A 26,331-nucleotide genomic window follows, 5' to 3' on the forward strand; every position below is an offset into this window, starting at 1 on the left:
GGGTCATTGACAGGATGGGCCGGCCCGCCATGATCGGGACCGATGAGCCACCCGGGCCCCGAATCGACCCTGACCACCTATACCGCCAGTGACGGAGAGAACCTGGCGGTGCAGGACTGGCATCTGTCGTACGGCGTCCGGCCGCGGGCGCTCGTGCTGCTGGTGCATGGCCTGGGGGAACACGCCGGCCGCTACGACGGGCTGGCGCGGCTCCTGAGCCACTGGGGTTTCCTGGTCCGCGGCTACGACCACTACGGCCATGGCCAGTCCGGCGGCACGCGGGGCGCCCTGCCCCAGCCCCACCGGTTGCTGGACGACCTGGCCGACCTGGTGGAAAGCACCCGCAGCCGCAGCCCGGGCCTGCCGCTCGTCCTGCTGGGCCACAGCCTGGGCGGCCTGGTGGCCGCCGGCCTGGTGGCGCGCGGCATCGCGCCGGTCGACGGCCTGGTGCTGTCCTCGCCGGCGCTGGCGCCGCGCCTGAACCCGCTGCAGAAGCTGCTGCTGGCGGTCGTGCCGCGGGTGGCGCCCGACCTCACTGTCGGCAACGGGCTGGATCCGCGCTACCTGTCGCACGATCCCGAGGTGGTGCAGGCCTACCGCGACGACCCGCTGGTGCACGATCGCATCTCGGGGCGGCTGGCCCGCTTCATCGCCGACGAGGGCGCGCTGGTGCGGTCCTGCGCACCGCGCTGGTCCGTGCCCACGCTGCTGCTGTTCGCCGGCGACGACCACATGGTCGACCCGAAGGGCAGCAAGGTCTTCGCGAAAGCCGCCCCGCGCAACATGGTGGGCGCCCACTGCTTCGCCGGCGCCTACCACGAGGTCTTCAACGAAGCGGGGGCGCAGCCGGTCTTCAGCCACCTGCAGCAGTGGCTGGACGCCCGGTTCTGAACCCGGGCCGCTGACGCGCGGCGGCCCTCTTCACGTGTACTGCAGCTCGATGGCCTGCAGCCGTGCCGGGACGGCGGCCGGCGCCCCGGGCAGCGGGCCTTCGGCCTGCGAGCGCGCGAAATCGAGGAAGGCCCGTGCCGCCGGCGCCAGCTGCTTGCCCACCGGCCAGGCGAACTGCAGCATGCTTTCCAGCGGGAAGCCTTCCACGTCCAGGCAGACCAGTCCGGGCGGCTCGGGCTGCGCGCCCAGCAGGTGGCGGGGCAGGACGGCGACCCCCGCCCCCGCCAGGATCGCTTCCCGGATCGCTTCGTTGCTGCCCAACTCCATCCGGATGCGCGGGGCGAGCCCCCGCCGGGCGAAGGCGGCGAGCGCCGCCTCGACACGGTCCCGCTCACGGCCGACGACTGGCTGCTCATGATTCATTTCTTCTTCGTTTCCCCGCTGGCCATGGAGCTCCTGAAGCTCTACTTCCGCAGCCGCACGGCCGCTGCCGCGCGCAAGCCGGAACCGGCGGGCCCGACTTTCGTCCAACGCGTCGGAGGCAGCAGCATGGACAAGATCCTCGTCCCCGTCCGCGGTACCCGCAACTGCGAGGCCGCGATCCAGCACGTGATCCGTCTCTTCATGAACAACACCGCGCTGGAGATCCACCTGCTGAACGTGCAGCCGCCGTTCCGCATCGACGTGGCGCGCTTCGTGCGCAAGCGCGACCGCGACGGCTTCCACCGCGAGGAGGCCGAGAAGGCGCTGCGCTCCTGCCGCGAGCGGCTGGACCGCTTCGGCATCCCCTACGCCGTGCACGTGCAGGTGGGCGACAGCGCGCGCTGCATCACCCAGACGGCGGAGCGGCTGCACTGCGACCACATCGTGCTGGCCACGGCGCGCAAGAACACGCTGACGCGGCTGGTGGAGGACTCGGTCACCAACCGGGTGATGGAACTCACGACCGTCCCGGTCGAGGTGGTGGCGGGCCAAGGCGTGTCGAACTGGGAGCGCTATGGCATCCCGGCGGCGTTCGCCGCGGTGCTGGCGCTGTTCCTGGCGGCGGCCGAGTGAGGGGCGGGGAGCGCAGGGCAACGCTGCTTTCGGTATGCTGTACGGCATGCAGAAGATCCTCGTCCCCATTGCGGGCTCGCCGAATGACGAGGCCGTCCTCCGGCACGTGGTGCGGCTGGTCCTGCAGGGCAACGCGCTGGAAGTCCACCTGCTGAACGTGCAGACGCCGTTCCGCTGGCACGTCGCGCGCTTCGTTCCCCGCCACGAGCGTGAGGGCTTCTACCGGGAGCAGTCGCGCGACGCCCTGCGGCCCTGCCGCGAGCGGCTCGACCGCGCGCGCATCCCGTACACCGTGCACACCGCGGTGGGCGACAGCGCGCTGTGCATCACGCAGGCGGCGCATCGCCTGCGCTGCGATCGCATCCTGATGGGAACGGCCCGCAAGGATTCGCTGGTGCGGCTGGTGGAGGACTGCGTGGTGAACCGGGTGCTGGAACTCACCACCGTGCCGGTGGAGGTGATCGCGGGGACGGCGGTGTCGAAGTGGGAGCGGTACGGGATTCCGGCGGCCGTCGGAACGCTGCTGGCGATTGCGCTGGCCGATTAGGCGGCCAGCGTCAGCACCGCGAGCGCGGCCAGCGGCGCCGTCTCGGCCCGCAGCACCCGCGGCCCCAGGTGCACTGCCTGCCAGCCGCGCGCCAGCGCGGCATCTTCTTCCGCCGGTGCCAGGCCGCCTTCGGGCCCGCTCAGGAGCGTGACTTCGCCAAGCGATGCCGCCGCCCGCGCCAGCGCCTGCGTGCCCTCGCGCAGCGACAGCACGAAGCCGGGCTTCCCCTGCGCCGCCACCCACGCCACCAGCGGCTGCACCGGATGCACCACCGGCACCCGGTTGCGCCCGCACTGCTCGCAGGCCGCTACCGCCACCGCCTGCCAGTGCGCCTGTTTCTTCTCCGCCCGCTCGCCCGCCAGCCGCAGCACGCTGCGCTCGGCCAGCAGCGGCTGGATCGAGGCGACTCCGAGTTCCGTTGCCTTTTCCACCAGCCAGTCCATGCGTTCGTTGGCGGGCATGCCCAGCGCGAGGTGGACGGCGACGCCGGTCTCGCATTCGAGGTCGCGGTGGGCGGCGACCTGCACGCGCACCTCGGTGCGCCCCATGTGCTCGATCCGCGCGTCGTACTCGCCGCCGCGGCCGTCGAACAGGGTGATGGTGTCTCCCGGCTGCAGGCGCAGCACCTGCACGTGCCGCGCCGCGCCAGCGGCAAGCGCCAGCACGGCGCCGGTGGCGAGGGGCTCGCCGCAGTAGAGGCGGGGCACGGGTCTAGATGCGGCCGAAGGCGTAGCCGGCGACGGCGTCCGTGCCTTCCACCTCGTCGACCAGCCGCGCCAGCGGGGCCAGCTCGCGGTAGCGGTTGGCGGTGGCGCGGATGTACGCGATGAAGCGGGGCGCGTCGGCCAGGTACTTCGGCTTGCCGTCGCGCAAGGTCAGGCGCGCGAAGATGCCCGCCACCTTCAGGTGCCGCTGCAGGCCCATCCACTCGACGCCGCGGTAGAACTCGCCGAAGTCGCTGTCCACCGGCAGGCCGGCCTTCTGCGCCTTCTGCCAGTAGCGAACTGTGACGTCGAGCACGAACTCCTCGTCCCAGCTGAGGAAGGCATCGCGCATCAGGCAGGCGATGTCGTAGGTGATCGGCCCATACACGGCATCCTGGAAGTCGAGCACGCCCAGCCGCGGTTCGGCCGGGTCGCGCGGGATCATCAGGTTGCGCGGCATGAAGTCGCGGTGCACGTAGACGCCGGGCGACGCCAGGTTGCGCTGCACGATCAGCTTGAACTGCGCATCCAGCGTGGCGCGCTGCGCGGCCGTCAGTTCCAACTGCTTGTGTTGCCGCAGGTACCAGTCGGGGAACAGCGCCAGCTCGCGGGCGAGCAGGGCCTCGTCGTAGGGCGGCAGCACCCCGGGCTTCGAGGCGAGCTGCCACGCGACCAGCGCATCCACGGCGCGCAGGTACAGCGACTGGTTCGCCTGCGCATGGGCCGGATCGACCACCTCGATCATGGTCTGCGCGCCCAGGTCGTCCAGCAGCATGAAGCCCTGCGGGGCGTCCCAATCGAGCACGCGCGGCACGTTCAGCCCGGCGTCGGCCATCAGCTGCGCGACCTTTACAAAGGGCTCGCAGTTCTCGCGTTCGGGCGGCGCGTCCATCACGATGAAGGAGCGGCCCGCGCCGTCGATGCGCAGGTAGCGGCGGAAGCTGGCGTCGGCCGAGGCCGGCCGCAGCGTGGCGGGTTGCAGGGCGTGCGCCGGGGCGACCCGGGCGAGCCAGCCGTGGAATGCGGCTTCGCGCCGGGAGTCGCTCCAGGCGACGGCGGAAGGGGAGGGCGCGGAATCGCTCATGGATAATCGATTCTACAAATCCAACGTGGCGCGCCGGAGAACCGGCGCGCTGTCTTCGCCTTCCCGATGCATCACCCGAGAAACAAGGCCTGCGTCGCGCGCTTCGCGCTCAGCCCGGTGGCACTCGTCGCGGCGACGCTGCTGCAGCCCGCGGCCGGCTACGCCCAGGCCCCGGCCGATGGCGAGCCCGCCCCGCGCCTGAAGCCTGCGCCGCAACTGCGCGAGGACATCCCGCCGGCCGCGCGCCCGCAGCTGCCTGTGTTCGTCCAGGGCGACCAGGTGCGCGGCCGTCCCGACGTGGAAACGATCATCGAGGGCAACGCGGAACTGCGGCGCGGCGACACGGTGATCCGGGCCAACCGCATCGAGTACCACCAGCCGGACGACCTGGCACGCGCCAGCGGCAACGTGCGGATCAACAAGGCCGGCAACATCTTCGAAGGCACGCTGCTGGAGCTGAAGGTCGACGCCTTCGAGGGCTTCTTCAACGAGCCGCGCTACCGCTTCCTCCTCAACGACGCCTACGGCGAAGCCGAGCGGATCGAGTTCGCCGACGACAAGCACGCCCTCATCCGCAAGGCGACCTACACGACCTGCCAGCGCAAGCCGGGCCCGGGCTGGATGCCGGACTGGATCCTGCGCGCCGCCTCGATCAGCCTGGACCAGGAAGAGGAAATCGGGGTGGCCAAGGAGGCCGTCCTCAGCTTCAAGGGAGTGCCGCTGCTGCCGGTGCCGTCCCTCAGCTTCCCGCTGGGCGACGGGCGCAAGAGCGGGGTCCTGCCCCCCACCATCGGCCTGGACAACGTGAGCGGGCTGGAGGTCACGCTTCCCTACTACTGGAACATCGCCCCCAACCGCGACGCCACCTTCTATCCGACGATCATGACCCGCCGGGGCGTGGACCTGGGCGGCGAATTCCGCTACCTCGAACCGAGCTACCGGGGCCAGGTCCGCGGCAACTTCATGGCCAACGACCGCCTGCGCGAGCGCGATCGCTGGGGCTTCTCCGGCACGCACGCCCAGAGCGGCCTGCAGCTGCCGGGGCTGGGCACCAGCAACCTGTCGCTCAACCTGAACCGGGTGAGCGACGACGACTACTGGCGCGACTTCTCGCGCGATTCCTCGTCGCTGACGCAGCGCCTGCTGACCAACGACGGCACGCTGGCATGGGCCTGGAAGGACGTCAGCATGAGCGCGCGGGTGCTGCGCTGGCAGACGCTGCAGGACCTGACGGCGCCGATCATCCCGCCGTACAACCGCGCGCCGCAGTTCACCGCCCGCCAGACCCGCACCGCCCTGCCCGGCGGCTTCGACAGCTACGTCGAGGCCGACTACACGCATTTCACGCACAGCATCTCCGACGAGCTGCGCAACCTGTTCCCCACCAACCCGCCGGCGGAGATCACGCAGCCCAACGGGCAGCGCAGCTTCGCCCTGCTGCAGGTGAGCCGCCCGTTCCAGGCGCCCGGCTGGTTCGTGACGCCCAAGGGCCAGCTGCACACGCGGTACTACAACTTCGATGCCGCCACGGCGGCCGGCCAGAGCACGGCCAGCGTCACGGTGCCCACCTTCAGCCTCGACTCGGGGCTGGTGTTCGAGCGGCCCACCCACGTGTTCGGACGCGACTTCCTGCAGACGCTGGAGCCGCGCGCGTTCTACGTCTACACGCCCTTCCGCGACCAGAACAGCCTGCCCAACTACGACTCGGCGCTGAACGACTTCAACTTCGCCAGCATCTACACGGAGAACGCGTTCAGCGGCAACGACCGGATCTCCGACAACAACCTGCTGACGCTGGGCGTGTCCACCCGGCTGATCGACCAGAACACGGGCGCCGAGACGGCGCGCTTCTCGGTGGCCAACCGCCTGCGCTTCAAGGACCAGCTCGTGACCCTGCCCGGGGGCAGCCCGGTGAGCGAGCGCCTGTCGGACCTGCTGTTCGGCGCCTCGGTGAACCTCGTCCCGCGCTGGAGCACCGACATGACGCTGCAGTACAACCCGAAGACCGGGCAGTCGATCCGCTCGACCATCGGTGCGCGCTACAGCCCCGGCAACTACCGGGTGATCAGCGCGGCGTATCGCCTGCAGCGCACCATCCCCAGCGAGCAGATCGACATCGGCTGGCAGTGGCCGCTGAACGACCTGTGGGGCGACAAGGGCCAGGAACTCGGCCCCGGCCGGGGCCAGGGCGAGGGCCGCTGGTACAGCGTGGGCCGCATCAACATCAGCCTGCGGGACGTGAACCAGCCGGCGCCGAGGATCACCGAGGGCGTTCTCGGCCTCGAGTACGACGGCGGCTGCTGGCTGGGGCGCATCGTGTTCGAGCGCATGACGTCCGGCACCGACAGCGCCAACAAGCGCGTCCTGTTCCAGCTCGAGTTCGTCGGATTCAGCCGGCTCGGCTCCAACGCCCTGCAGGCACTCAAGGACAATATCCCCCGTTACCAGTACCTGCGCGAGCGCACCACCGTTCCCAGCCGGTTCAGCAATTACGATTAAAGTGCATAGACGATGAATTCCCGTTTCCTGGCCCTGGTCCTGGCCGGCAGCGCGCTGGCGGCCGGCCTGCCCGCGGCCGCGCAGGGCCTGCGACCCACGCCCCAGCTGGGCGCCGGCCGCCCTGCCGCCCGCGACAGCGGCCCTCGCCCCGCCGACTTCATCGTGGCGGTGGTCAATTCCGAGCCGATCACCAACAACGAGGTGCGCACGCGCATGCTGCGCTACGAGCAGCAGCTCGCGCAGCAGGGCTCCGCCATGCCGCCGCGCGGCCAGCTGGCCCGCGAGGTGCTGGAGCGCCTGATCACCGAGAAGGCGCAACTGCAGGTGGCGCGGGAAACCGGCGTGCGGGTCGACGAAAGCCTGGTGGACCAGGCGGAACTGAACATCGCCCGCCAGAACGGCATCGCCCTGCCCGAACTGCGCCGCCGCATGGGCCAGGAGGGCATCGACGTGGCGCAGTTCCGCGAGGACCTGCGCAACCAGATCCTGCTGCAGCGCCTGCGCGACCGCGAGCTGGAGCAGCGGGTGAAGGTCTCCGACCTCGACGTCGAGCAGTACCTGCGCGAGCAGCAGGACGGCGCCGGCGACCCGGCGCTGACCGAGCTGAACCTCGCCCACATCCTGGTGGCCGTGCCCGACGACGCCGCCCCGGCGCAGGCGGCCCAGGCCGAGGCGAAGGCGCAGCAGCTGTTGCAGCGCGCCCGCGGCGGCGAGGACTTCGGCAAGCTCGCCCGCGAGAACTCCGACGCCGCCGGCGCGGCCTCGAACAGCGGCGTGATCGGCACGCGCACCGCGGACCGGCTGCCGGGCATGTTCGTCGAGGCCACGCGCGATCTGCAGGCGGGCGGCCTCACCGGCGTGCTGCGCTCGGCAGCCGGCTTCCACATCGTCAAGGTGCTGGAAAAGCGCCGGCTCGGGAACGCGGGAGTGGCGGTCACCCAGGCCCATGCCCGGCATATCCTGCTGCGCCCGAACGCGCAGCTGACCGAGGCGGCGGCGCGCCAGAAGCTGGCCGATTTCAAGCGCCGCATCGAGGCTGGCCAGGCCGACTTCGCCCAGCTCGCGCGGGAGAACTCGCAGGACGCCAGCGCCCGCAACGGCGGCGACCTGGGCTGGGCCAGCCCCGGCATGTTCGTACCGGAGTTCGAGGAGGTGCTCGCCGCGCTGAAGCCCGGCCAGATCGCCGACCCGATCGTCAGCCGCTTCGGCGCCCACCTGATCCAGCTGCTGGAGCGCCGCCAGTCCACGCTGTCGGCGCGCGAGCAGCGTGAAGTCGTCCGCAACCTGGTGCGCGAGCGCAAGCTCGACGAAGCCTACGTCCGGTGGGCGCAGGAGGTGCGCGGCCGGGCCTACGTGGAGTACCGCGAGCCTCCCCAATAAATGGGGTCAGATTCCAATTTCCGGCGGCGGCGCCCTTCATGAAGCACGTCGCCCGCAAGCGCTTCGGCCAGCACTTCCTGTCCGACGAGAGCGTCATCGACGCCATCGTGCGCGAGATCGATCCGCGCCCCGGGCAGTCGATGGTGGAGATCGGCCCCGGGCTGGCCGCCCTCACGCAGCCGCTGGTGGAGCGCGTCGGCAAGCTGGCGGTGGTGGAGCTGGATCGCGACCTCGCCGAGCGCCTGCGCCGGCATCCGCAGCTGGAGGTCGTCGAGGCCGACGTGCTCAAGGTGGACTTCCGCGCGCTCGCCGACGCGCGCGGCGCGGCGAAACTGAGGGTGGTGGGCAACCTGCCCTACAACATCTCCAGCCCGATCCTGTTCCACCTGCTGCAGTACGTCGATCGCGTGGCCGACCAGCACTTCATGCTGCAGAAGGAAGTGGTGGACCGCATGGTGGCCGCGCCGGCGACGTCGGACTACGGACGGCTGTCGGTGATGCTGCAGTGGCGCTACGCGATGGAGGACGTGCTGTTCGTGCCGCCCGAAGCCTTCGACCCGCCGCCCAGGGTGGACAGCGCGGTGGTGCGCATGGTGCCGTACGAGCAGCCGGTGGCCGTCGACGAGCAGCTGCTGTCCGAACTGGTGCAGGTGTCCTTCTCGCAGCGGCGCAAGCTGCTGCGCCACACGCTCGGCAAGTGGCTGGAGCAGAAGGGCCACGGCGGCAGGTTCGACCTGCAGCGGCGCGCGGAGGAAGTGCCCGTGCCCGAGTACCTGGACCTCGCGGTGGCGGTGAGCCGGGACGGCGCTGGCTGGTAGGCGCCCAAAAAAAATCCCCGCGGCGCGGGGATTCTCGGGTTTCCCGCCGGCGCGGGAATGACGGCTTCGCCTCAGGCCGCCGCGAGCCAGTAACCCGCATTGAACGGGCTGCTCATGCGAAGCGCCAGCGGCGACACGTCCAGCAGCTTGTCGGTCGGCATCTTCTCGCCGCCGTCCACCACCACCGGGGGCGCCGCCTCGGCCTGGCCTTCGTTGGCCGCGCCGGCCTGCGCCGAGCGGGCGACGGAGAAGGAATAGAAACAGCGGAAAGGCACCTTGCGGTCCGACCAGTAGTCGGCGGTGTCGCGGAAGATGTCCAGCAGCTGCTCGCGCGCTTCCTTGTCGAACTTGCCGTGGGCCGGGATGTGTTCCAGCACCACGATGAAGCCCGGCTGCGGGCCCGATTTGTGCAGCGGGTCCGTCATGCAGTCGTACAGCGCATCGAAGTTCTTGCCGAAATGCGCCGGGAAGGTGAACTGCTGCGCGATCATGTCCAGCACGTCCTGCTTGCTCTGGGCGGTGGCCAGGTTGGCGTACAGGAAATGGTGGCCGAGGGCGCTGGCCGTTTCCTGCAGGTCCTGCACGCGGAACGCGCGGATCGACTGCACGATGTTGCTGCGGATGCCCTTCAGGGGCGTCTCGGAAATATCAACACGAACCGGCTTGTCCATGTCCGTTTCTTTCTCAGTGGTCACAATCTGGTCCCGCTTCATTTCGGATCTACGACGATCTTGCGAAAGCTGGTGTAGTGGTCAGCGGTGTAATAACAGGCGTGCGGCTCCCGGGCAGGACCTCCGCACACGATGCGCCGGGCCCCCCGGTCGCGTGAGCCCGGCGTCTTCACGGTGTATTCGCGGTAATACCCGCGCTTCTCCGCCGGCAGCAATCGCTCCCGGTTTCCGAACACCGTGCCATCCTTGTCGTAGGGGAACGGACCGCCTTGGCGGATCAGTTCGTACGTCTCCAGTCCCTGCCGAGGCAGCTCGGTGACATGCACCGTGGCCGCCGCTGCCGGGGCGTTCCCGTCCTTCCAGCTCCAGGCCTGCGCCTGGGAAAACCCGGTAAGCGCGACGGCCAGAAGACAGCTGGTGAGCGCCAACTTGGCTGCCGCGAATCGGGTCATGAACGGACCTTCTGGGGAGATCTTCAAGGTACGCCAACCGGTACAGTTAAGTACCGGCCTACTATTCACTTCTTTCTCTCCGGGTTAACCCGGAACTTCAAGCCCGGTAGTTTGACGCATGTGTCTCCCAAAAGCAAGCCGCTGCCCAAAAATTGGGCAGCGGGCAAGGCTTTTCGGCGTCGGGAGGCAGGCGCCAAAGTTAGCGCCTGCTGTCGGGTGAACCCTTAGCGTGCCGCGTTGGCGTCGGCCACCACAAGGGCTGCCATGTTGACGATACGGCGCACCGTCGTGCTGGCTGTCAGGATGTGAACCGGCTTGGCCGCTCCCAGCAGCACCGGGCCGATGGCGATGTTGCCGCCCGCGGCCGTCTTCAGCAGGTTGTAGGAGATGTTGGCGGCGTCGATGTTGGGCAGCACCAACAGGTTGGCCTCGCCGGACAGCGTGCTGCGCGGCATGAGCGACTCGCGGCCGTGGGCGTCGAGGGCAATGTCGCCGTGCATCTCGCCGTCCACTTCCATCCAGGGCGCCTGCTCCCGCAGCATGCACAGCGTTTCGCGCATCTTCACGGCGCTCGGCTGGTTGCTGCTGCCGAAGTTGGAGTGGCTCAGCAGCGCGACCTTCGGCTTCAGGCCGAAGCGCAGCATCTCCTCGGCCGCCATCTGGGTGATCTCGGCGAGCTGCTCCGCGCTGGGGTCGTAATTGACGTGCGTGTCCACCAGGAACACCTGGCGGCCGGGCATCATCAGGCCGTTCATGGCGGCGTAGTTCTTCACGCCGGGCCGCTTGCCGATCACCTGGTCGACGTAGCGCAGGTGGATGTCGGTGGTGCCCCAGGTGCCGCAGATCATGCCGTCGACATAATCCTTCTGCAGCATCATGGCGCCGATCAGGGTGAGGCGACGGCGCATCTCGATCTTGGCCATCTGCGCCGTCACGCCCTTGCGCTCGGTCATGCGGTGGTAGGTCTGCCAGAAGTCGCGGTAGCGCTCGTCGAACTCGGTGTTGACCACGTCGTAGTCGCGGCCCTCCTGCAGGCGCAGGCCGAAGTGCTCGACGCGCTCGGCGATGATCTTGGGCCGGCCGATCAGCGTCGGGCGCGCCACCCGCTCGTCGGAGACGATCTGGGCGGCGCGCAGCACCCGCTCTTCCTCGCCTTCGCAGAAGCACACCTTCTTCTTCGGCGCCGAGCGGGCCAGGGCGAAGATCGGCTTCATGGTCGTGCCGGAGGCGTAGACGAAGCTCTGCAGCTTCTCGCGGTAGGCGTCCATGTCCGCGATCGGGCGCGACGCCACGCCGCTGTCGGCCGCGGCTTGGGCCACGGCCGGCGCGATCTTGATCATCAGCCGCGGATCGAAGGGCTTCGGGATCAGGTACTCGGGCCCGAACGCGAGTTTCTCGCCCGCATAGGCCGCCGCCACCACCTCGCTCTGCTCCGCCTGCGCCAGCTCGGCGATGGCGTGCACCGCGGCGATCTCCATCTCCATGGTGATCGTGGTCGCGCCGCAATCGAGCGCGCCGCGGAAGATGTAGGGGAAGCACAGGACGTTGTTGACCTGGTTGGGGTAGTCCGTGCGCCCGGTGGCGATGATGCAGTCGGCCCGCGCAGCCTTCGCGTCTTCCGGCGAGATCTCCGGGTTGGGATTGGCCAGCGCCAGGATCAGCGGGTTGGCCGCCATCGTCTTGACCATGTCCGGCTTCAGCACGCCGCCGGCGGAAAGGCCCAGGAACACGTCGGCGTCCCTGATCACCTCGGACAGGGTGCGGGCGGGGGTCTCCTGCGCGAACTGCTCCTTGTCCGGGTCCATCAGTTCCTTGCGGCCCTTGTAGACCACGCCGGCCAGGTCGGTGACGTAGATGTTCTCGCGCGGCAGGCCCAGCTTCAGCAGCAGGCCCAGGCAGGCCAGGGCGGCGGCGCCGGCGCCGGAGGTCACCAGCTTGACGCTCTTGAAGTCCTTGCCGACCACCTTGAGGCCGTTCATGATCGCCGCGCCGACGACGATGGCCGTGCCGTGCTGGTCGTCGTGGAAGACCGGGATCTTCATGCGCTCGCGCAGCTTGCGCTCCACGTAGAAGCAGTCCGGCGCCTTGATGTCCTCGAGGTTCACGCCGCCGAAGGTGGGCTCCAGCGCCGCGATCACGTCGACCAGCTTGTCCAGGTTCTCCTTCTCGGCGATCTCGATGTCGAACACGTCGATGCCGGCGAACTTCTTGAACAGGACGCCCTTGCCCTCCATCACCGGCTTGGCGGCCAGCGGGCCGATGTCGCCCAGGCCCAGCACGGCGGTGCCGTTGGTGATCACCGCCACCAGGTTGCCCCGGCTGGTGTAGCGGAAGGCGTTGGCCGGATCCTTGACGATCTCCTCGCAGGGCGCCGCGACGCCGGGCGAATAGGCCAGGGACAGGTCGTGCTGGTTGATCAGCTGCTTGGTCGCCGCGATCTGCACCTTCCCGGGGGTGGGGAACTGGTGGTACTCGAGTGCGGCCTGGCGGAGTTCGGCGCGCTTGTCGCGGGACGGCGGGGAATCGGTGGACATGGAATCCAGTCTCCTGGTTGCGGGAACGGCCGGTCGGCGCCCGCGCTTGTTCGGACGAAAAGTTCGCGATTGTAATCCGCGTCGCCGGGAAAACCCTAGTACGGAGCTCTGCGTATCGGAACGCCTTCCATCGTACTGCCGTGGCGGCTGCCGCCGGTTCGACCTCGCATGGCGCTGTTGCGCAAGCTCAGCACGCGGTATGCGCAATCCGCATAGGCTCGCCGACGAGAAGGCAAAGAGCCGCCCGGACCCGGGCGTACAGTTCTTTCCCGCTGAGGAGTCCCCCATGACCGTCACTACCGAAAACCAGCGCGAGGAACGGATCGCTGCCGTGCTCGCGCTGGCCGCCAGCCGACCTGGCCAAGCCGCAGCGCAACCCCTCAATGGCTTCGGCCACGAGTACTTCCGCCAGGTCGACGTCGAGGACCTGGACGAGCGCACCCCGGAAGACCTGCTGGGCGCCTTGTTGTCGCACTGGCAGTTCGGGGCGCAGCGCCAGCCGGGCGCGCCGAAGGTGCGCGTCTTCAGCCCCTCGCCCGGCGAGGACGGCTGGGGTTCGCGCCACACCATCGTCGAGATCGTCAACGACGACATGCCCTTCCTGGTCGATTCGGTCTCGATGGAGATCCATCGCCAGGGCCTCGCCCTCCACCTGCTGGTGCACCCGGTCTACGCGGTGCAGCGCGATGCCAAGGGCTCGCTGCAGTCGATCGCACCGCGGGCCAGCGCGCCGGAGCTGCCGCGTGAATCGTGGATGTACATCGAGGTGGACCGCCTGGTCGATGCGGAACAGCGCGCCAACCTGTGCCGCGGCATCGAGCGCGTGCTCGCGGACGTGCGCGCGGCGGTCAGCGACTGGAAGCCGATGCAGGAGCGCCTGCGCGAGGCCTCCGCCGAACTCGCCTCGCCGCCGGCCAACGTGAGCCCGGAGGAGGCCGCGGAGAGCCGCGCCTTCCTCGACTGGCTGGCGGACGGCCACTTCACCATGCTGGGCTATCGCCAGCACGACCTGGTCGAGGAAGGCGAGGACCTGGCGCTGAAACTGGTGCCGGGCAGCGCGCTGGGCGTGCTGCGCGAAACCGCCGACGCCGTGCCCTCCGCCAGCTTCGCGGCGCTGCCGCCGGCAGCGCGGGCGATGGCACGCACCCCCTCCCCGGTGCTGGTGGTGACCAAGGCCAACACCCGTTCCACCGTGCACCGCGACGGCTACACCGACTACCTGGGCGTGAAACGCTTCGATGCGCAGGGGCGGGTGCTCGGCGAGCACCGCTTCATCGGCCTGTTCACCTCCACGATGTATTCGGCGCGCGTCTCCGAGACGCCGCTGCTGCGCCGCAAGGTGGAGGCGATCGCGCAGCGGGCCGGCTTCGCGCCGCAGGGCCACCTGGCCAAGGCGCTGCAGCACACTCTGGAGACCTTCCCGCGCGACGACCTGTTCCAGATCCCCGAGGACGAGCTCTACGACATCGTGCTGGGCATCCTGGCCGTGGGCGAGCGCCACCGCCTGCGCCTGTTCGCCTGGAAGGACCCATTCGGCCGCTTCGTCTCCTGCCTGGTGTTCGTGCCGCGCGAGGCCTTCTCGACGCAGCTGCGCCTGCGCTTCCAGCGCATCCTGCTGAAGGAACTGAACGGCAGCCACATCGACTTCGACGTGCTGCTCTCGGGCACGCAGCTGGCGCGCATCCACTTCAACGTGCGCATCGCGCCCAAGCCGGTGCCGGCGTTCGACCGCAAGGACCTGGAGCGCAAGCTCGCCGCGGCCGCGCGCCGCTGGGACGACGAGCTGCGCGAGGCGCTGGTCGACGCGGAAGGCGAGGCCGCGGGGCTGGCGCTGGAGCGGCGCTGGGCCAGTGGCTTCCCGGTGGCGTACCGCGAGCAGGTGCCCGCGCGCGCCGCCGTCCACGACATCCGCAAGATCGCGGCGCTCACGCCGGAGGCGCCCTTCGCTCTCGCGCTGTACTGGCCGCTGGGAGCGGCGGAAGGCCGCATCGGCCTCAAGGTGTACCGCCTCGGCGCGCCGGTGATCCTGTCCGACAGCCTGCCCATGCTGGAACACATGGGCGTGCGCGTGCTCGCCGAGGACAACCACCGCATCCAGGATGCCGACAACGCGCAGCCTGTCTGGCTGCACGACTTCGCGCTGCAGGCCCGGCCCAACGAGGAAATCGAGCAGCAGGCGCTGGCCCGCCTGTTCGAGGACGCGTTCGCGCGCGTGTTCCGGGGCGAAGTCGAGAACGACGACTTCAACCGGCTGGTGCTGCTGGCCGGGCTGTCGGCCGAAGAGGTCGTGGTGCTGCGCGCCTATGCCAAGTACCTCAAGCAGGTCGGCTTCGCCGCCTCGCAGGCGACCATCGCGTCGACGCTGGAGGCGCATCCGCGCATCGCGCGCATGCTGGTCTCGCTGTTCCGCCTGCGCTTCGATCCGCAGGCGCACGACGAGCAGGCGGCGGCCTCGCAGGTCAACGCCCTGAACCAGGCGCTGGACAAGGTCAGCAACCTGTCGGAAGACCGGGTGCTGCGGCAGCTGGTGGCGCTGGTGCAGGCCACGCTGCGCACCAACTACTGGCGCACCGGTGTCGGCGCGAGCGGCGCGGCCGGCGCGCGCCGGCCCTTCCTCAGCTTCAAGTTCGATTCGCACAAGGTGCCGGGCCTGCCCGAGCCCCGTCCGCTGTACGAGATCTGGGTCTATTCGCCGCGCTTCGAGGGCATCCACCTGCGCGGCGGCAAGGTCGCGCGCGGCGGCCTGCGCTGGTCCGACCGGCCGGACGACTTCCGCACCGAGGTGCTGGGCCTGGTCAAGGCGCAGATGGTGAAGAACACCGTGATCGTGCCCACCGGCTCCAAGGGCGGTTTCGTGCTGAAGAAGGCGCCGCCCGCCAGCGACCGCGAGGCCTTCATGAAGGAAGGCGTGGCCTGCTACCAGGAGTACCTGCGCGGCCTGCTGGACCTCACCGACAACCTGGTCGCCGGCAAGCCGGTGCCGCCGCCGCAGGTCGTGCGCATCGACGGCGAGGATCCCTACCTCGTGGTGGCCGCCGACAAGGGCACGGCCACCTTCTCGGACTACGCCAACGCGGTCAGCATCGAGTACGGCCACTGGCTGGGCGATGCCTTCGCCTCCGGCGGCAGCCAGGGCTACGACCACAAGGAGATGGGCATCACCGCCCGCGGCGCCTGGGAGAGCGTGAAGCGCCACTTCCGCGAACTGGGGCTCGACACGCAGTCCACCGACTTCACCGTGGTCGGCGTCGGCGACATGTCCGGCGACGTGTTCGGCAACGGCATGCTGCTGTCGAAGCACATCCGGCTGGTGGCGGCCTTCGACCACCGCCACATCTTCATCGACCCGGACCCGCAGGCGGAATCCTCGTTCGCGGAACGCAAGCGCATGTTCGAGCTGCCGCGTTCCTCCTGGGCCGACTACGACACGAAGCTGATTTCCGAGGGTGGCGGCGTCTGGGCCCGCTCCGAGAAGTCGGTGGCGATCTCGCCGCAGGCCCGGCGCGCGCTGGGCATCGAGGCCGAATCGCTGACCCCGGCGGAACTGATGACGGCGATCCTGAAGGCGCCCGTGGACCTCCTCTACAACGGCGGCATCGGCACCTACGTGAAGGCCGCCAGCCAGGCGAATGCCGACGTGGGCGACCGCGCCAACGACGCCGTGCGCATCAACGGCGGCGAGCTGCGCTGCCGCGTCGTCGGCGAAGGCGGCAACCTGGGCTTCACCCAGCGCGGGCGCATCGAGGCGGCGCAGAAGGGCGTGAAGCTCTACACCGACGCGATCGACAACTCCGCCGGTGTCGACACCTCGGACCACGAGGTCAACATCAAGATCCTGCTCGGGCTCGCGCAGGGCGACGGCGAGCTGACCGAGAAGCAGCGCAACACGCTGATGCCGCAGATGACCGACGAGGTCGCGGCGCTGGTGCTGCGAGACAACTACTTCCAGAGCCAGGCGCTGTCGATCGGCGGCCGGCTGGCCAGGCGCCAGCTCGAGGACCAGGCCCGCTTCATCCGCTTCCTGGAGAAGAAGGGCGAGCTGAATCGCGCGATCGAATTCCTGCCGTCCGAGGAAGAGATCGCCGAGCGCGCGGCCAAGGGCCTGGGGCTCACCCACCCCGAGCGCGCGGTCCTGCTCGCCTACAGCAAGATGTGGCTGAACGACGAGCTGCTTGCTTCGGACCTGCCGGAGGACCCGTGGGTCGCCCGGGCGCTGGAGCGCTACTTCCCCGCGCTGCTGAAGGAGAAGTTCGGCGCCTGGATCCCGCGCCATCCGCTGCGCCGCGAGATCATCGCCACCCACGTCCTGAACAGCATGGTGAACCGCGTGGGGCCGACCTTCGTGCACCGGCAGGGCGAGATCACCGGCGCCACGCCGCCGCAGGTCGTGCGCGCCTACCTCGCCACCCGCGAGGTGTTCGGGCTGGTGGGCCTGTGGCAGCAGATCGAGGCGCTGGACAACCTGGTGCCCGACGAAGTGCAGGCCGACATGGTGATCACGCTGCGGGGCCTGCTCACGCGTTCCACCACCTGGTTCCTGCGCTCGCGCCGGCTGTTCGAGCCGACCGAGCAGCAGGTCGCGCGCTTCGCGCCGGCGGTGAAGGCGCTGCGCGGGCACATGGAAGGCGACGCGCCCGAGTCGGCGCGCGCCGCACGCTGGGTCGCGGCCGGGGTGCCGCGCGCGCTGGCCGTGCAGGTGGACAACGCCGAGGCGCTGTTCCACGCGCTGGACGTCGCCGAGATCGCCGAACAGAGCCACAAGCCGCTGGAGTTGACCGCGCAGGTGCACGCCGGCGTGGGCGAGCGCCTGGGCCTGGCGCGCATGCGGCAGCAGATCGAGCAGCTGCCGGCCGACACCTTCTGGCACGAGCTGGCCAAGGTGGCGCTGAGCGACGACCTCAACGATCTGCAACGCTCCATCGCCCGGCAGGCGTTCAGCCACGAGGACGGCGAGGCCGGCCAGGTGCTGGATCGCTGGGAGCAGGGCAACCGCCAGGCGCTGGAGCGGGCGCAGCGGCTGCTGCAGGAACTGCGAGACACGGGCACGGGCGACCTGGCGATGCTGTCGGTGGCCCTGAGGGAGCTGCGGAACCTGGTGTGACGCGCGCCGCATGACGACGCCGTCGCTGGTCGCGCTCGCCGCCCTGGCCGGCATCGCCGGCCTGCTCGTGCGCATGGGGCTGCGCAGGCCGCCCCCCGCCGCCGACCCGGGCGCCCAGCTCGCCCACGCGAAGACCAACGCCCTGCTGCTGCTGGGCGTCATGGGCTGCGCGCTGGTGCTGAGCGTGTCGCTGCCGCCCGGCCTGTTCGCCGACGCATTGCGCACGACGAGCGAGGCCGCGATCGTCGGCGGGCTGGCCGACTGGTTCGCCGTGTCGGCGCTGTTCCGGCCGCTGCCGGTGCCGGTGATCGGCCGCGACACCGACGTGATCGCGCGCAAGAAGGACGAGATCGGCGACAAGCTCGCCGCCTTCGTGCAGGAGAAGTTCCTCGATCCCGATTCGCTGGCGGCGTTGATCCGTCGGCACGACCTCGCCGCCGGCCTGGCGGACTGGCTGACGCAGGAGGAGAACACGCGCCGCCTGGGCGGCTTCCTCGTCAAGTGCGTGGCCGGCTCGCTGCACCTGGTGGAGGAGCAGCGCGTGCAGCAGCTGCTGAAGGACGCGAGCCGCACGCTGCTGGCGCGGGTGGACCTGTCGCGCGGCGCCGCCGAGGTGCTGGACACGCTGACGGAAGGCGGCCGGCACCAGCAGCTGCTGGACCAGGTGATCGCGACGCTGCTGCGGCTGCTGTCTTCGGCGCGCACGCGCGCCATGCTGGCCGACAAGATCATCGAGTGGCTGCGGACCGAGCACTACAAGAAGCAACTCGTGCTGCCGACCGAGTGGATCGGCGAGAAGGGCAGCGAGCTGATCGCGCGCGAGCTGGGACGCTATCTGGACGAGGTGCGCAACGATCCGGGCCACGGGCTGCGGGTCGTGTTCGATGCGCAGGTGGCGCTGCTGATCGAGCGCCTGAAGGAGGACCCGGTGCTGCGGGCGCGCACCGAGGAGATCAAGGCCTGGCTGCTGAACGACGAGGACCTGGGGCGGTATGCCGCGCAGCTGTGGGGCACCTTCTCGCACTGGCTGCACCGCAGCGTGGAGGACGAGGACTCGGGGCTGCACCGTAACCTCATCGCCGCCGGCGGCTGGTTCGGCCGGGAACTGGCCGCCGATCCGGTGCTGCGCTCCACGCTCAACGTGCAGATCGAAACGGCTGCGCGCTCGGCCGCGCCCGAATTCTCGGCCTACCTCACCTCGCACATCCGCGACACCGTGCGCGCCTGGGATGCGCGCGAGATGGCCTCGCAGATCGAACTGAGCATCGGCCCGCAGCTGCAGAAGATCCGCATCAACGGCACCCTGGTGGGCGGCGCGATCGGGCTGGTGCTGTTCGCGGCGGGGGAAACGGTGCGCAGGCTGTCGTGGTGAGGGCTTTTTCGCGCCACGATGCTCTCCGGCCGACCAGGGCCGGAAGGCACGCCCCTCGGTTCAGCGCGCCTTCAATGGAACTCGTGGGACGAGTAGGTGGTCGTGTCGTAGCGGCAGCCTGACGGCAAGGCATTGCGCACCGGCAGCCAGTCGGAGCCGCAAATCCAGTTCTTCACGGACTTGCCCAGGTCGTCGGGCGTGGTCATGGCCGTGATGCCGTCCGACTTGGCGGGAACGAGGTAGATGTAGCGGCCGTCCACCACGCGGTCCAGGTTGCTGATCGGAACCCGGACCACGCCGTCGGAGCTCGTCTGGACCGCGCCGGCGTAATAGCTCACCCCCACGCCCTCGCAGCCCCAGCGCCCCGCCGGCGGCGCGCTGTCCATGATCGTGTAGCTCTCGCCGATCATGTTCTTGCAGCCGCCGAGCGCCATCATCACCTCGCTGAGCTTGGCGCGCCGCGTGTAATCGCGCATCTGCGCGATCGCCACGGAGCTGAGGATCGCGAGGATGCACGCCGTGATGATCAGCTCGATCACCGAGAAGCCCTGTTGTCTTTTGCGTCCCATACGTCCCATGATTCTTCCTCGTTGGTAACGCAAAGCAACTTTCGTGCACCGCAAAACCCGCGGATTTTTTCACGCCCCGCCGAGGTGGGTGACACGTTTTGACATTCCGGTCGTTCCGGGTTGACCAAGGCTGGCACAGCCGTACGAAGGGGCAGACGTCAGTGAGGCCTCACCCCTTCACGCAAACGACCTGCTTCAGCGCGTGCACGACCTCCACCAGGTCCTGCTGCGCCTCCATGACCTTGTCGATGTCCTTGTAGGCCGCCGGCGTCTCGTCGATCACGTCCTTGTCCTTGCGGCATTCGACACCGGCGGTGGCGCGGCGGTGGTCCTCCAGCGTGAAGCGGCGCCTGGCGTCGCCGCGGCTCATCGCGCGGCCGGCCCCGTGCGAGCAGGACTGGAAGCTTTCCGGGTTGCCCTTGCCGCGCACGATGTAGCTGCGCGCGCCCATGCTGCCCGGGATGATTCCCAGTTCGCCCTTCTTCGCGCTCACCGCGCCCTTTCGCGTGACGTACACGTCCTGGCCGAAGTGGGTTTCCTTCTGCACGTAGTTGTGGTGGCAGTTCACCGCCTCGACGTGGGCCTGGAAGTTCTTGCGGACCACGGTCTTCGCGGCCTCGATCACGCGCCGCATCATCACCTCGCGATTGAGCCGCGCGAACTTCTGGGCCCAGCCCACCGCGCGCACGTAGTCGCCGAAGTAGCGCGAGCCTTCCTCGAAGTAGGCGAGGTCGCGGTCCGGCAGGTGCACGTCGTTGCGCATCGCATCCTGCCGGGCCAGCTCGATGAACATCGTGCCGATCGCGTTGCCCACCCCGCGCGAACCCGAGTGCAGCATGAACCAGACGAAGCCCTCCTCGTCCAGGCAGACCTCGACGAAGTGGTTGCCGCCGCCCAGGGTGCCCAGGTGCTTGTGGTGGTTGGTCTTCTCCAGCTTGGGATAGTCGCGGCACAGCTCCGTGAACTCGGGCTCCAGCTGGGCCCAGGCGGTGTCGACCGCTCCGGGCGTCTTCTGCCAGGCGCCCGGATCGCGCGCGCCCGGCGTGCGGCCGTGCGGCACCGCGCGCTCGATCACGGCGCGCAGGGGGCCAAGGTTGTCCGGCAGGTCTTCCGCCGTCAGCGTGGTCTTGCAGGCGATCATCCCGCAGCCGATGTCCACGCCGACGGCGGCGGGGATGATGGCGCGGAAGGTCGGGATCACCGAGCCGACGGTGGCGCCGATGCCGAAGTGCACGTCGGGCATGGCGGCGATATGCCGGAACACGATCGGCAGCCGCGCCGCGTTCTGCAACTGGCGCTTCGCCTCGTCCTCCACCGGCACGCCGCGCGTCCACATCTTCACCGGCACGCCGCCGGGGGTGTCTTCCTGGAGATAGTTCGGTTCTTGTCGCATGCGGGCCGGGTACGACTCTCCCGAAACGCCTAAGTTCCGGGCATATGCCGTGCAGCACAGCCGTGATGAAGCGCACGCATGGGCCGGATGGACTTCATCAGGCAGCAGTTCATCGGTGTCACGAGGAGGCGTTCACGCCGGGACGCCGCTCGGGCCGGCCTGCGTGAGCAGGGTGCGCCGCTTCCCGACCCGCTCCCACGCCTTCTCGTGGAAGAAGAACGCCACCGCCTGCACCGTGGGCTCGACCAGGCTGAGCGTCAGCGCCATCCAGAGATTGCCGGTCACGACGTAGCCCACCACCGCGGCGACCGTGATGTGCATCACGTAGTAGCTCGCGGTCTTCTTCAGCGTTTCGAGGTTGGCTCTGGCGAAGTTGGCCATGGGGTGTTCTCCTTGCACTCCATGGTAGGGAGGCCGGGGCGAAGCGGCCAATTGATCGTCCCTAGCGCCGCGATAGGCGCCCGCCCCCTCAGTCCCGCATCAACGCCTCGATCTCGTCGGCCTTCACCGGCACACCGCGCGTGATCAGGTCGCAGCCCTGGTGCGTGACGATGGCGTCATCCTCGATGCGGATGCCGATGTGGTGGAACTGCTCCGGCACGCCTTCGCCCGGCCGCACGTACAGGCCCGGCTCGATGGTGAGCACCATGCCGGGCTGCAGGATGCGGCTGGGGCGGTTCTTGATGATCTCGCCGGACAGGGGATCCTTCCGCTCGCTCACCTGGCCCACCTCGCCCGGCTCCACGTAGCCGCCGGCGTCGTGCACGTCCATGCCCAGCCAGTGGCCCGTGCGGTGCATGTAGAAGGGGAAGTAGGCGCGCTTCTCGATCACGTCGTCGAGCGTGCCGACCTTGTCCTTCGCCAGCAGGCCGACGTCCAGCATGCCCTGCGCGAGCACCTTTACCGCGGCATCGTGCGGATCGGTGAAGCGCGCGCCCGGCTTCGTGACGGCCGCTGCGGCCTCCTGCGAAGCCAGCACGATGTCGTACAGCGCGCGCTGCGGGCCGGTGAACCTGCCGTCGGCGGGGAAGGTGCGCGTGATGTCGCTGGCATAGCCATCGAGCTCGCAGCCGGCGTCGATCAGCACCAGCTCGCCGGCGCGCACCGGGGCGACGTCGGCGCGGTAGTGCAGGACGCAGGCGTTGGCGCCGGCCGCGACGATGGAGCCGTAGGCGGGGTACTGCGAGCCGCCCATGCGGAACTCGTGCAGCAGTTCGGCGTCGAGGTGGTACTCGCGCAGGTCCCTGCCTTCCCGCAGCATGCGGGCGCTGGTCTTCATGGCACGCACGTGGGCCCGGGCGCTGATCGCGGCGGCGCGGCGCATGATGTCCTGCTCGTGGGCGTCCTTCACCAGGCGCATCTCGTCGAGGACGGCGCACAGGTCGCGCTGCTGCTCGGGGCACAGCGCGCCGTAGCGGACGCGGGCCCGCACCTGGTTCAGCCAGCCGGCCACCCGCTGCTCCAGGCCCTGGTGGGTGGCGAAGGGGAACCAGACGACCTCGCGGTTTTCCAGCAGCTTCGGCACCTGCTGGTCGAGGTCGCCGACGGGGAAGGCGGCGTCGACGCCCAGCGCGCCCACGGCGGCGTCGGGACCGAGGCGGTAACCGTCCCAGATCTCGCGTTCCAGGTCCTTGGGCTGGCAGAACAGCGTGCTGTGGCCGTCGCCGGTCACCACCAGCCAGGCATTGGGTTCGGTGAAGCCGGTGAGGTAGTAGAAGTAGCTGTCGTGCCGGAACAGGAAGTCGGAGTCGCGGTTGCGCTGGCGCTCCGGCGCGGTGGGGAGGATCGCGATGCCGTTGTCCCCCAGCTGCTGGGCCATGCGGGCGCGGCGCTGGGCGTAGACGGAGGTGGGAACGCTGGTGTTCATGGCGTCATTCTGTCGTCATTCAGCGCGGCGAGGCGTTCGGGGGTGCCGACGTCGGTCCAGGCGCCGTGGTAAAGCTCCGCGCTGACCTCGCCCCGGTCCATGGCGGCCCGCAGCAGCGGCGCCAGCGCGAGCTTCTGCCCCTGCGGATTGCCCGCCGGCAGCGACCGGAAGAACGCCTGGCGGAACAGCGCGGTCGTGGAGTACGTGTAGCGGACGTCCGCCTGGTTGAGCGCAAGGCCGTCCGCCGAGAGCCCGAAGTCGCCCTTCACGTTGTGCGGCGGGTTCGGCACCAGGAACAGGTGCGCCAGCTTGCCGCCGGCCACGAAGCGGTCGTACGCCGCCCGCGTGAACAGGAAGTCCGGCATGTAGACGTCGCCCGCCACGATCCAGAACGCGTCGGCCAGCAGCGGCAGCGCGCGCGCGATCCCGCCCGCGGTTTCCAGGGCGCCGCCGAAGTCCCTGCCCTCGTGCGAATACCGGATCCGCACGTCGTCGGCGGTCGCGTGCCCGAAGTGGTCCTCGATCTGCTCGCCCAGCCAGGCCGTGTTGACGACCACGTCGCGGAAGCCGCCGCGGCCGAAGGCTTCCAGGTGGTACTGCATCAGCGGCTTGCCCTTCAGGCGCAGCAGCGGCTTGGGGCAACTGTCGGTCAGCGGCCGCATGCGCTCGCCGCGCCCGGCCGCCAGGATCATGGCCTGCGAAATCAAGAAGCCTCCCCCAGGCTCGTCTGCTGCGCAGCCTTCGCCTCCCCCCTCCGCAAGCGGAGGGGGCGAGCGCCTTCGGGCGGCCGTGCGGCGCTCCGACTCACGCATCCTCCCCGCGATCCAACGAACGCTGCTCGGTCCACTCCGGCTGGAAGCGCTGGACCAGCGCGGCCATCAGCTCGCGCGCCCGGGCGGAGTGGTCGCCGCTGGAGTTGCACACGTAGACGTCGCAGGTCACCGACCTGTCCTGCGGCCAGGTGTGCAGGCACACGTGCGATTCGGCCAGCAGCACGGTGGCGGTCACGCCGCCGGGCCCCTCGGGCGGCGCCGGAAAGGTGTGGAACAGATGCTGCACGGCCTCGAGGCCGACGGATTCGACCGCCGCGAGGCACCAGGCGCCGAGCCGCACCGCATCGGTCAGCCACGCGGGGTCGCAACGGCAGCGGTACAGGTCGGCGGTGAGGTGCAGGCCCTTCATGCCGCCGACTGTACACAGTCGCCGCGGACGCCTGCGCGGGGGTGCCCGGACCCGGTCCATTAAAATGCCGGGTTTCCCCCAATCCCCCCTTCCCGGAGCTGCCCCCGATGGCCAACGATTCCCTGATGGCGAACGCGATCCGCGCGTTGGCCATGGACGCCGTGCAACAAGCGAACTCGGGCCACCCGGGCGCGCCCATGGGCATGGCGGACATCGCCGTCGCCCTCTGGCACCGCCACCTGCGGCATAACCCCAGGAACCCGCACTGGGCCGACCGCGACCGCTTCGTGTTGTCCAACGGCCATGCGTCGATGCTGATCTACGCGCTGCTGCACCTCACCGGCTACGAGCTGCCGGTCGGCGAGCTGAAGGGCTTCCGCCAGCTGCACAGCAAGACCCCCGGCCACCCCGAAGTGGACGTGACCCCGGGCGTCGAGACCACCACCGGCCCGCTGGGCCAGGGCCTGACCAACGCGGTCGGCATGGCGCTGGCGGAGAAGCTGCTGGCCACCGAATTCAACCGCCCCGGCCACGCCATCGTCGACCACCACACCTACGTGTTCCTGGGCGACGGCTGCCTGATGGAAGGCATCAGCCACGAGGCCTTCGCGCTGGCCGGCGCCTGGAAGCTGAACAAGCTGGTCGCGCTGTACGACGACAACGGCATCTCCATCGACGGCCAGGTCACGCCCTGGTACGTCGACGACGTGCCGGGCCGCTTCAAGTCCTACGGCTGGAACGTGGTCGGCCCGGTCGACGGCCACGACATCGAAGCGGTGGACCGCGCCATCGCCGACGCGAAGAACAGCGCCGACAAGCCGACGATCGTCGTCTGCAAGACGCACATCGGCAAGGGTTCGCCCAACCGCGCCAACACCGCCAAGGCCCACGGCGAGCCGCTCGGCGCCGACGAGATCGCGCTGACCCGCACGGCCCTCGGCTGGGAGCACGAGCCCTTCGTCCTGCCGCAGGCCGTGTACGAGGAGTGGGACGCGCGCGCCAAGGGCGACGAGCTCGAAAGCGGCTGGCAGCAGCGCTTCCAGGCCTACGCCGCGGAGCACCCGGAACTGGCGGCCGAATTCACCCGCCGCATGAAGGGCGAGCTGCCGGCGAATTTCGCCCAGGTGGCGGTCGACGCCGTCGTGGCTGCGCACACCAAGGCCGAGACGGTGGCCTCGCGCAAGGCCTCGCAGATCGCGCTGGAAGCCTTCACCGCCGCCCTGCCCGAACTGCTGGGTGGCTCGGCCGACCTGACCGGCTCCAACCTCACCAACACGAAGAGCACTCCGCCCCTGCGCTTCGACCAGGCCGGCGAGGTGGTGCTGGCGGACGGCAAGATCGGCCGCCACATCAACTACGGCGTGCGCGAGTTCGGCATGGCCGCGATCATGAACGGCGTGGCGCTGCATGGCGGCTACATCCCCTACGGCGGCACCTTCCTCACCTTCAGCGACTACAGCCGCAACGCCATCCGCATGGCCGCGCTGATGAAGCGCCGCGTGGTGCACGTGTTCACGCACGATTCCATCGGCCTCGGCGAGGACGGCCCGACCCACCAGTCGATCGAGCACGCCGCCAGCCTGCGCCTGATCCCCAACCTGGACGTCTGGCGTCCCGGCGATACCGCCGAGACGGCGGTGGCCTGGGCGGTCGCGCTGCAGAACAAGCGCCGGCCGACCGCGCTGCTGCTGTCCCGCCAGAACCTCCCCTACGCGCCCAAGGCCGGGCTGGACGAGATCAGCCGCGGCGCCTACGTGCTGGCCGAGCCGAGCGAAGTGGGTGGCGACGAGGCCGAGGCGGTGATCATCGCGACCGGCTCCGAAGTCCAGCTGGCGCTGCGGGCGCAGGAACTGCTGCAGCAGGGCGGCGTCGCCGTGCGCGTGGTTTCCATGCCCAGCACGACCACCTTCGACCGCCAGGACGCGCAGTACAAGCGCAGCGTGCTGCCGGAAGGCATCCCGCGCATCGCCGTCGAGGCCGGCGTGACCGACTTCTGGTGGAAGTACGGCTGCGCTGCCGTGGTCGGCATCGACACCTTCGGCGAGTCCGCGCCCGCCGGGGCGCTGTTCAAGCATTTCGGCTTTACGCCTGACAACGTCGCGGACACCGTCCGGGCGGTGCTCCAGCGCGCGCTGGTCGAGGCATAGTCACGGTCAAGCCCGGCCCGCGGGCCGGGGGCGAGCAGGTTTTGGTTCATCAGGAGTGAATGGA

20 protein-coding genes and 1 pseudogene are annotated in these 26,331 nt (G+C 69.6%); 9 read left to right on the top strand and 12 right to left on the bottom strand.

What is annotated here, in order from left to right:
- The first annotated feature begins 42 nt into the window (after positions 1-42).
- Entirely contained in the window at positions 43-891 is an 849-nt protein-coding gene (locus JJ685_RS26100) for an alpha/beta hydrolase (protein ID WP_201677309.1), read from the top strand.
- A gap of 30 nt (positions 892-921) precedes the next feature.
- Here JJ685_RS26100 and JJ685_RS26105 read toward each other — a convergent pair whose 3' ends face one another.
- On the bottom strand, positions 922-1,314 hold the full coding sequence (locus tag JJ685_RS26105) for a LysR substrate-binding domain-containing protein (protein WP_201677310.1): 393 nt from the start codon (positions 1,312-1,314) through the stop codon (positions 922-924).
- Here JJ685_RS26105 and JJ685_RS26110 point away from each other — a divergent pair.
- Positions 1,306-1,947, top strand: coding sequence for a universal stress protein (locus JJ685_RS26110; RefSeq protein ID WP_236599300.1), 642 nt, complete (start codon positions 1,306-1,308; stop codon positions 1,945-1,947). The two genes, JJ685_RS26105 and JJ685_RS26110, sit on opposite strands and share 9 nt — an antisense overlap.
- A 46-nt stretch (positions 1,948-1,993) precedes the next feature.
- Positions 1,994-2,494 (top strand): universal stress protein, encoded by a 501-nt coding sequence (locus JJ685_RS26115; RefSeq protein WP_201677311.1) that lies wholly within the window; start codon positions 1,994-1,996, stop codon positions 2,492-2,494.
- Here the strand turns inward: JJ685_RS26115 and JJ685_RS26120 are convergent.
- On the bottom strand, positions 2,491-3,201 hold the full coding sequence (locus JJ685_RS26120; protein ID WP_201677312.1) for a 16S rRNA (uracil(1498)-N(3))-methyltransferase: 711 nt from the start codon (positions 3,199-3,201) through the stop codon (positions 2,491-2,493). The genes JJ685_RS26115 and JJ685_RS26120 overlap by 4 nt on opposite strands.
- A 4-nt stretch (positions 3,202-3,205) precedes the next feature.
- Entirely contained in the window at positions 3,206-4,282 is a 1,077-nt protein-coding gene (locus tag JJ685_RS26125) for an aminoglycoside phosphotransferase family protein (RefSeq protein ID WP_201677313.1), read from the bottom strand.
- A 66-nt stretch (positions 4,283-4,348) separates the two neighbouring features.
- Between JJ685_RS26125 and JJ685_RS26130 the strand changes: the two genes are divergently transcribed.
- Genes JJ685_RS26130 through rsmA form a run of 3 tightly spaced genes read left to right on the top strand, consistent with a single transcriptional unit; the run spans position 4,349 to position 8,979 of the window.
- On the top strand, positions 4,349-6,781 hold the full coding sequence (locus tag JJ685_RS26130; protein ID WP_201677314.1) for an LPS-assembly protein LptD: 2,433 nt from the start codon (positions 4,349-4,351) through the stop codon (positions 6,779-6,781).
- A 12-nt stretch (positions 6,782-6,793) separates the two neighbouring features.
- The gene (locus JJ685_RS26135) at positions 6,794-8,161 is read left to right on the top strand and encodes a peptidylprolyl isomerase (protein WP_201677315.1); all 1,368 of its coding nucleotides are present in this window, start codon (positions 6,794-6,796) and stop codon (positions 8,159-8,161) included.
- A gap of 38 nt (positions 8,162-8,199) precedes the next feature.
- Positions 8,200-8,979 carry a 16S rRNA (adenine(1518)-N(6)/adenine(1519)-N(6))-dimethyltransferase RsmA gene (rsmA, locus tag JJ685_RS26140; RefSeq protein ID WP_201677316.1) on the top strand — a complete coding sequence of 260 codons (780 nt, stop codon included), beginning with the start codon at positions 8,200-8,202 and terminating at the stop codon, positions 8,977-8,979.
- A 248-nt stretch (positions 8,980-9,227) separates the two neighbouring features.
- On the opposite strand, the pseudogene JJ685_RS26145 reads toward rsmA, so the two are convergent.
- From JJ685_RS26145 to JJ685_RS26155, 3 genes and pseudogenes are all read right to left on the bottom strand, one after another.
- Positions 9,228-9,650: pseudogene (locus JJ685_RS26145) on the bottom strand (barstar family protein); the annotation flags it as partial.
- 38 nt (positions 9,651-9,688) lie between these two features.
- On the bottom strand, positions 9,689-10,102 hold the full coding sequence (locus JJ685_RS26150) for a ribonuclease domain-containing protein (protein ID WP_201677318.1): 414 nt from the start codon (positions 10,100-10,102) through the stop codon (positions 9,689-9,691).
- Positions 10,103-10,326: 224 nt separating this feature from the next.
- Positions 10,327-12,636 carry an NADP-dependent malic enzyme gene (locus JJ685_RS26155; RefSeq protein WP_201677319.1) on the bottom strand — a complete coding sequence of 770 codons (2,310 nt, stop codon included), beginning with the start codon at positions 12,634-12,636 and terminating at the stop codon, positions 10,327-10,329.
- Between the two features lie 286 nt (positions 12,637-12,922).
- Here JJ685_RS26155 and JJ685_RS26160 point away from each other — a divergent pair, with 286 nt between their 5' ends.
- Both JJ685_RS26160 and JJ685_RS26165 read left to right on the top strand, forming a co-directional pair.
- Positions 12,923-17,737: an NAD-glutamate dehydrogenase gene (locus JJ685_RS26160; RefSeq protein ID WP_201677320.1), complete on the top strand. Its 4,815-nt coding sequence runs from the start codon at positions 12,923-12,925 to the stop codon at positions 17,735-17,737.
- A gap of 10 nt (positions 17,738-17,747) precedes the next feature.
- The gene (locus JJ685_RS26165) at positions 17,748-19,109 is read left to right on the top strand and encodes a DUF445 domain-containing protein (RefSeq protein WP_201677321.1); all 1,362 of its coding nucleotides are present in this window, start codon (positions 17,748-17,750) and stop codon (positions 19,107-19,109) included.
- Positions 19,110-19,180: 71 nt separating this feature from the next.
- Here the strand turns inward: JJ685_RS26165 and JJ685_RS26170 are convergent, their stop codons facing one another.
- From JJ685_RS26170 to JJ685_RS26195, 6 genes are all read right to left on the bottom strand, one after another.
- Positions 19,181-19,678, bottom strand: coding sequence for a pilin (locus JJ685_RS26170; RefSeq protein WP_201677322.1), 498 nt, complete (start codon positions 19,676-19,678; stop codon positions 19,181-19,183).
- 169 nt (positions 19,679-19,847) lie between these two features.
- Positions 19,848-21,071 carry an RtcB family protein gene (locus JJ685_RS26175; RefSeq protein WP_201677323.1) on the bottom strand — a complete coding sequence of 408 codons (1,224 nt, stop codon included), beginning with the start codon at positions 21,069-21,071 and terminating at the stop codon, positions 19,848-19,850.
- 132 nt (positions 21,072-21,203) lie between these two features.
- The gene (locus tag JJ685_RS26180; protein WP_201677324.1) at positions 21,204-21,452 is read right to left on the bottom strand and encodes a DUF2061 domain-containing protein; all 249 of its coding nucleotides are present in this window, start codon (positions 21,450-21,452) and stop codon (positions 21,204-21,206) included.
- Positions 21,453-21,540: 88 nt separating this feature from the next.
- The gene (locus JJ685_RS26185; protein WP_201677325.1) at positions 21,541-22,938 is read right to left on the bottom strand and encodes an aminopeptidase P N-terminal domain-containing protein; all 1,398 of its coding nucleotides are present in this window, start codon (positions 22,936-22,938) and stop codon (positions 21,541-21,543) included.
- Complete coding sequence (gene murU, locus JJ685_RS26190) at positions 22,935-23,630, bottom strand: N-acetylmuramate alpha-1-phosphate uridylyltransferase MurU (protein ID WP_201677461.1); 696 nt, start codon at positions 23,628-23,630, stop codon at positions 22,935-22,937. The genes JJ685_RS26185 and murU overlap by 4 nt, the downstream gene beginning before the upstream one ends.
- A gap of 112 nt (positions 23,631-23,742) precedes the next feature.
- Complete coding sequence (locus tag JJ685_RS26195; protein WP_201677326.1) at positions 23,743-24,120, bottom strand: S-adenosylmethionine decarboxylase family protein; 378 nt, start codon at positions 24,118-24,120, stop codon at positions 23,743-23,745.
- Between the two features lie 107 nt (positions 24,121-24,227).
- Here JJ685_RS26195 and tkt point away from each other — a divergent pair, with 107 nt between their 5' ends.
- Entirely contained in the window at positions 24,228-26,267 is a 2,040-nt protein-coding gene (gene tkt / locus JJ685_RS26200; RefSeq protein WP_201677327.1) for a transketolase, read from the top strand.
- Positions 26,268-26,331: the final 64 nt, after the last annotated feature.

The organism is Ramlibacter monticola (assembly GCF_016722785.1).
GTDB lineage: Bacteria > Pseudomonadota > Gammaproteobacteria > Burkholderiales > Burkholderiaceae_C > Ramlibacter > Ramlibacter monticola.

Excerpts from the sequence above, each read along its gene's own strand:
- JJ685_RS26175 (WP_201677323.1), bottom strand. The coding sequence starts at position 21,071 with ATGCGACAAGAACCGAACTATCTCCAGGAAGACACCCCCGGCGGCGTG.
- JJ685_RS26105 (WP_201677310.1), bottom strand. The coding sequence starts at position 1,314 with ATGAATCATGAGCAGCCAGTCGTCGGCCGTGAGCGGGACCGTGTCGAG.
- JJ685_RS26150 (WP_201677318.1), bottom strand. The coding sequence starts at position 10,102 with ATGACCCGATTCGCGGCAGCCAAGTTGGCGCTCACCAGCTGTCTTCTG.
- JJ685_RS26185 (WP_201677325.1), bottom strand. The coding sequence starts at position 22,938 with ATGAACACCAGCGTTCCCACCTCCGTCTACGCCCAGCGCCGCGCCCGC.
- JJ685_RS26110 (WP_236599300.1), top strand. The coding sequence starts at position 1,306 with ATGATTCATTTCTTCTTCGTTTCCCCGCTGGCCATGGAGCTCCTGAAG.
- JJ685_RS26170 (WP_201677322.1), bottom strand. The coding sequence starts at position 19,678 with ATGGGACGCAAAAGACAACAGGGCTTCTCGGTGATCGAGCTGATCATC.
- JJ685_RS26135 (WP_201677315.1), top strand. The coding sequence starts at position 6,794 with ATGAATTCCCGTTTCCTGGCCCTGGTCCTGGCCGGCAGCGCGCTGGCG.
- JJ685_RS26115 (WP_201677311.1), top strand. The coding sequence starts at position 1,994 with ATGCAGAAGATCCTCGTCCCCATTGCGGGCTCGCCGAATGACGAGGCC.
- rsmA (WP_201677316.1), top strand. The coding sequence starts at position 8,200 with ATGAAGCACGTCGCCCGCAAGCGCTTCGGCCAGCACTTCCTGTCCGAC.
- JJ685_RS26160 (WP_201677320.1), top strand. The coding sequence starts at position 12,923 with ATGACCGTCACTACCGAAAACCAGCGCGAGGAACGGATCGCTGCCGTG.
- JJ685_RS26155 (WP_201677319.1), bottom strand. The coding sequence starts at position 12,636 with ATGTCCACCGATTCCCCGCCGTCCCGCGACAAGCGCGCCGAACTCCGC.
- JJ685_RS26180 (WP_201677324.1), bottom strand. The coding sequence starts at position 21,452 with ATGGCCAACTTCGCCAGAGCCAACCTCGAAACGCTGAAGAAGACCGCG.
- tkt (WP_201677327.1), top strand. The coding sequence starts at position 24,228 with ATGGCCAACGATTCCCTGATGGCGAACGCGATCCGCGCGTTGGCCATG.
- JJ685_RS26165 (WP_201677321.1), top strand. The coding sequence starts at position 17,748 with ATGACGACGCCGTCGCTGGTCGCGCTCGCCGCCCTGGCCGGCATCGCC.
- JJ685_RS26130 (WP_201677314.1), top strand. The coding sequence starts at position 4,349 with ATGCATCACCCGAGAAACAAGGCCTGCGTCGCGCGCTTCGCGCTCAGC.
- JJ685_RS26195 (WP_201677326.1), bottom strand. The coding sequence starts at position 24,120 with ATGAAGGGCCTGCACCTCACCGCCGACCTGTACCGCTGCCGTTGCGAC.
- JJ685_RS26125 (WP_201677313.1), bottom strand. The coding sequence starts at position 4,282 with ATGAGCGATTCCGCGCCCTCCCCTTCCGCCGTCGCCTGGAGCGACTCC.
- JJ685_RS26100 (WP_201677309.1), top strand. The coding sequence starts at position 43 with ATGAGCCACCCGGGCCCCGAATCGACCCTGACCACCTATACCGCCAGT.
- murU (WP_201677461.1), bottom strand. The coding sequence starts at position 23,630 with ATGATCCTGGCGGCCGGGCGCGGCGAGCGCATGCGGCCGCTGACCGAC.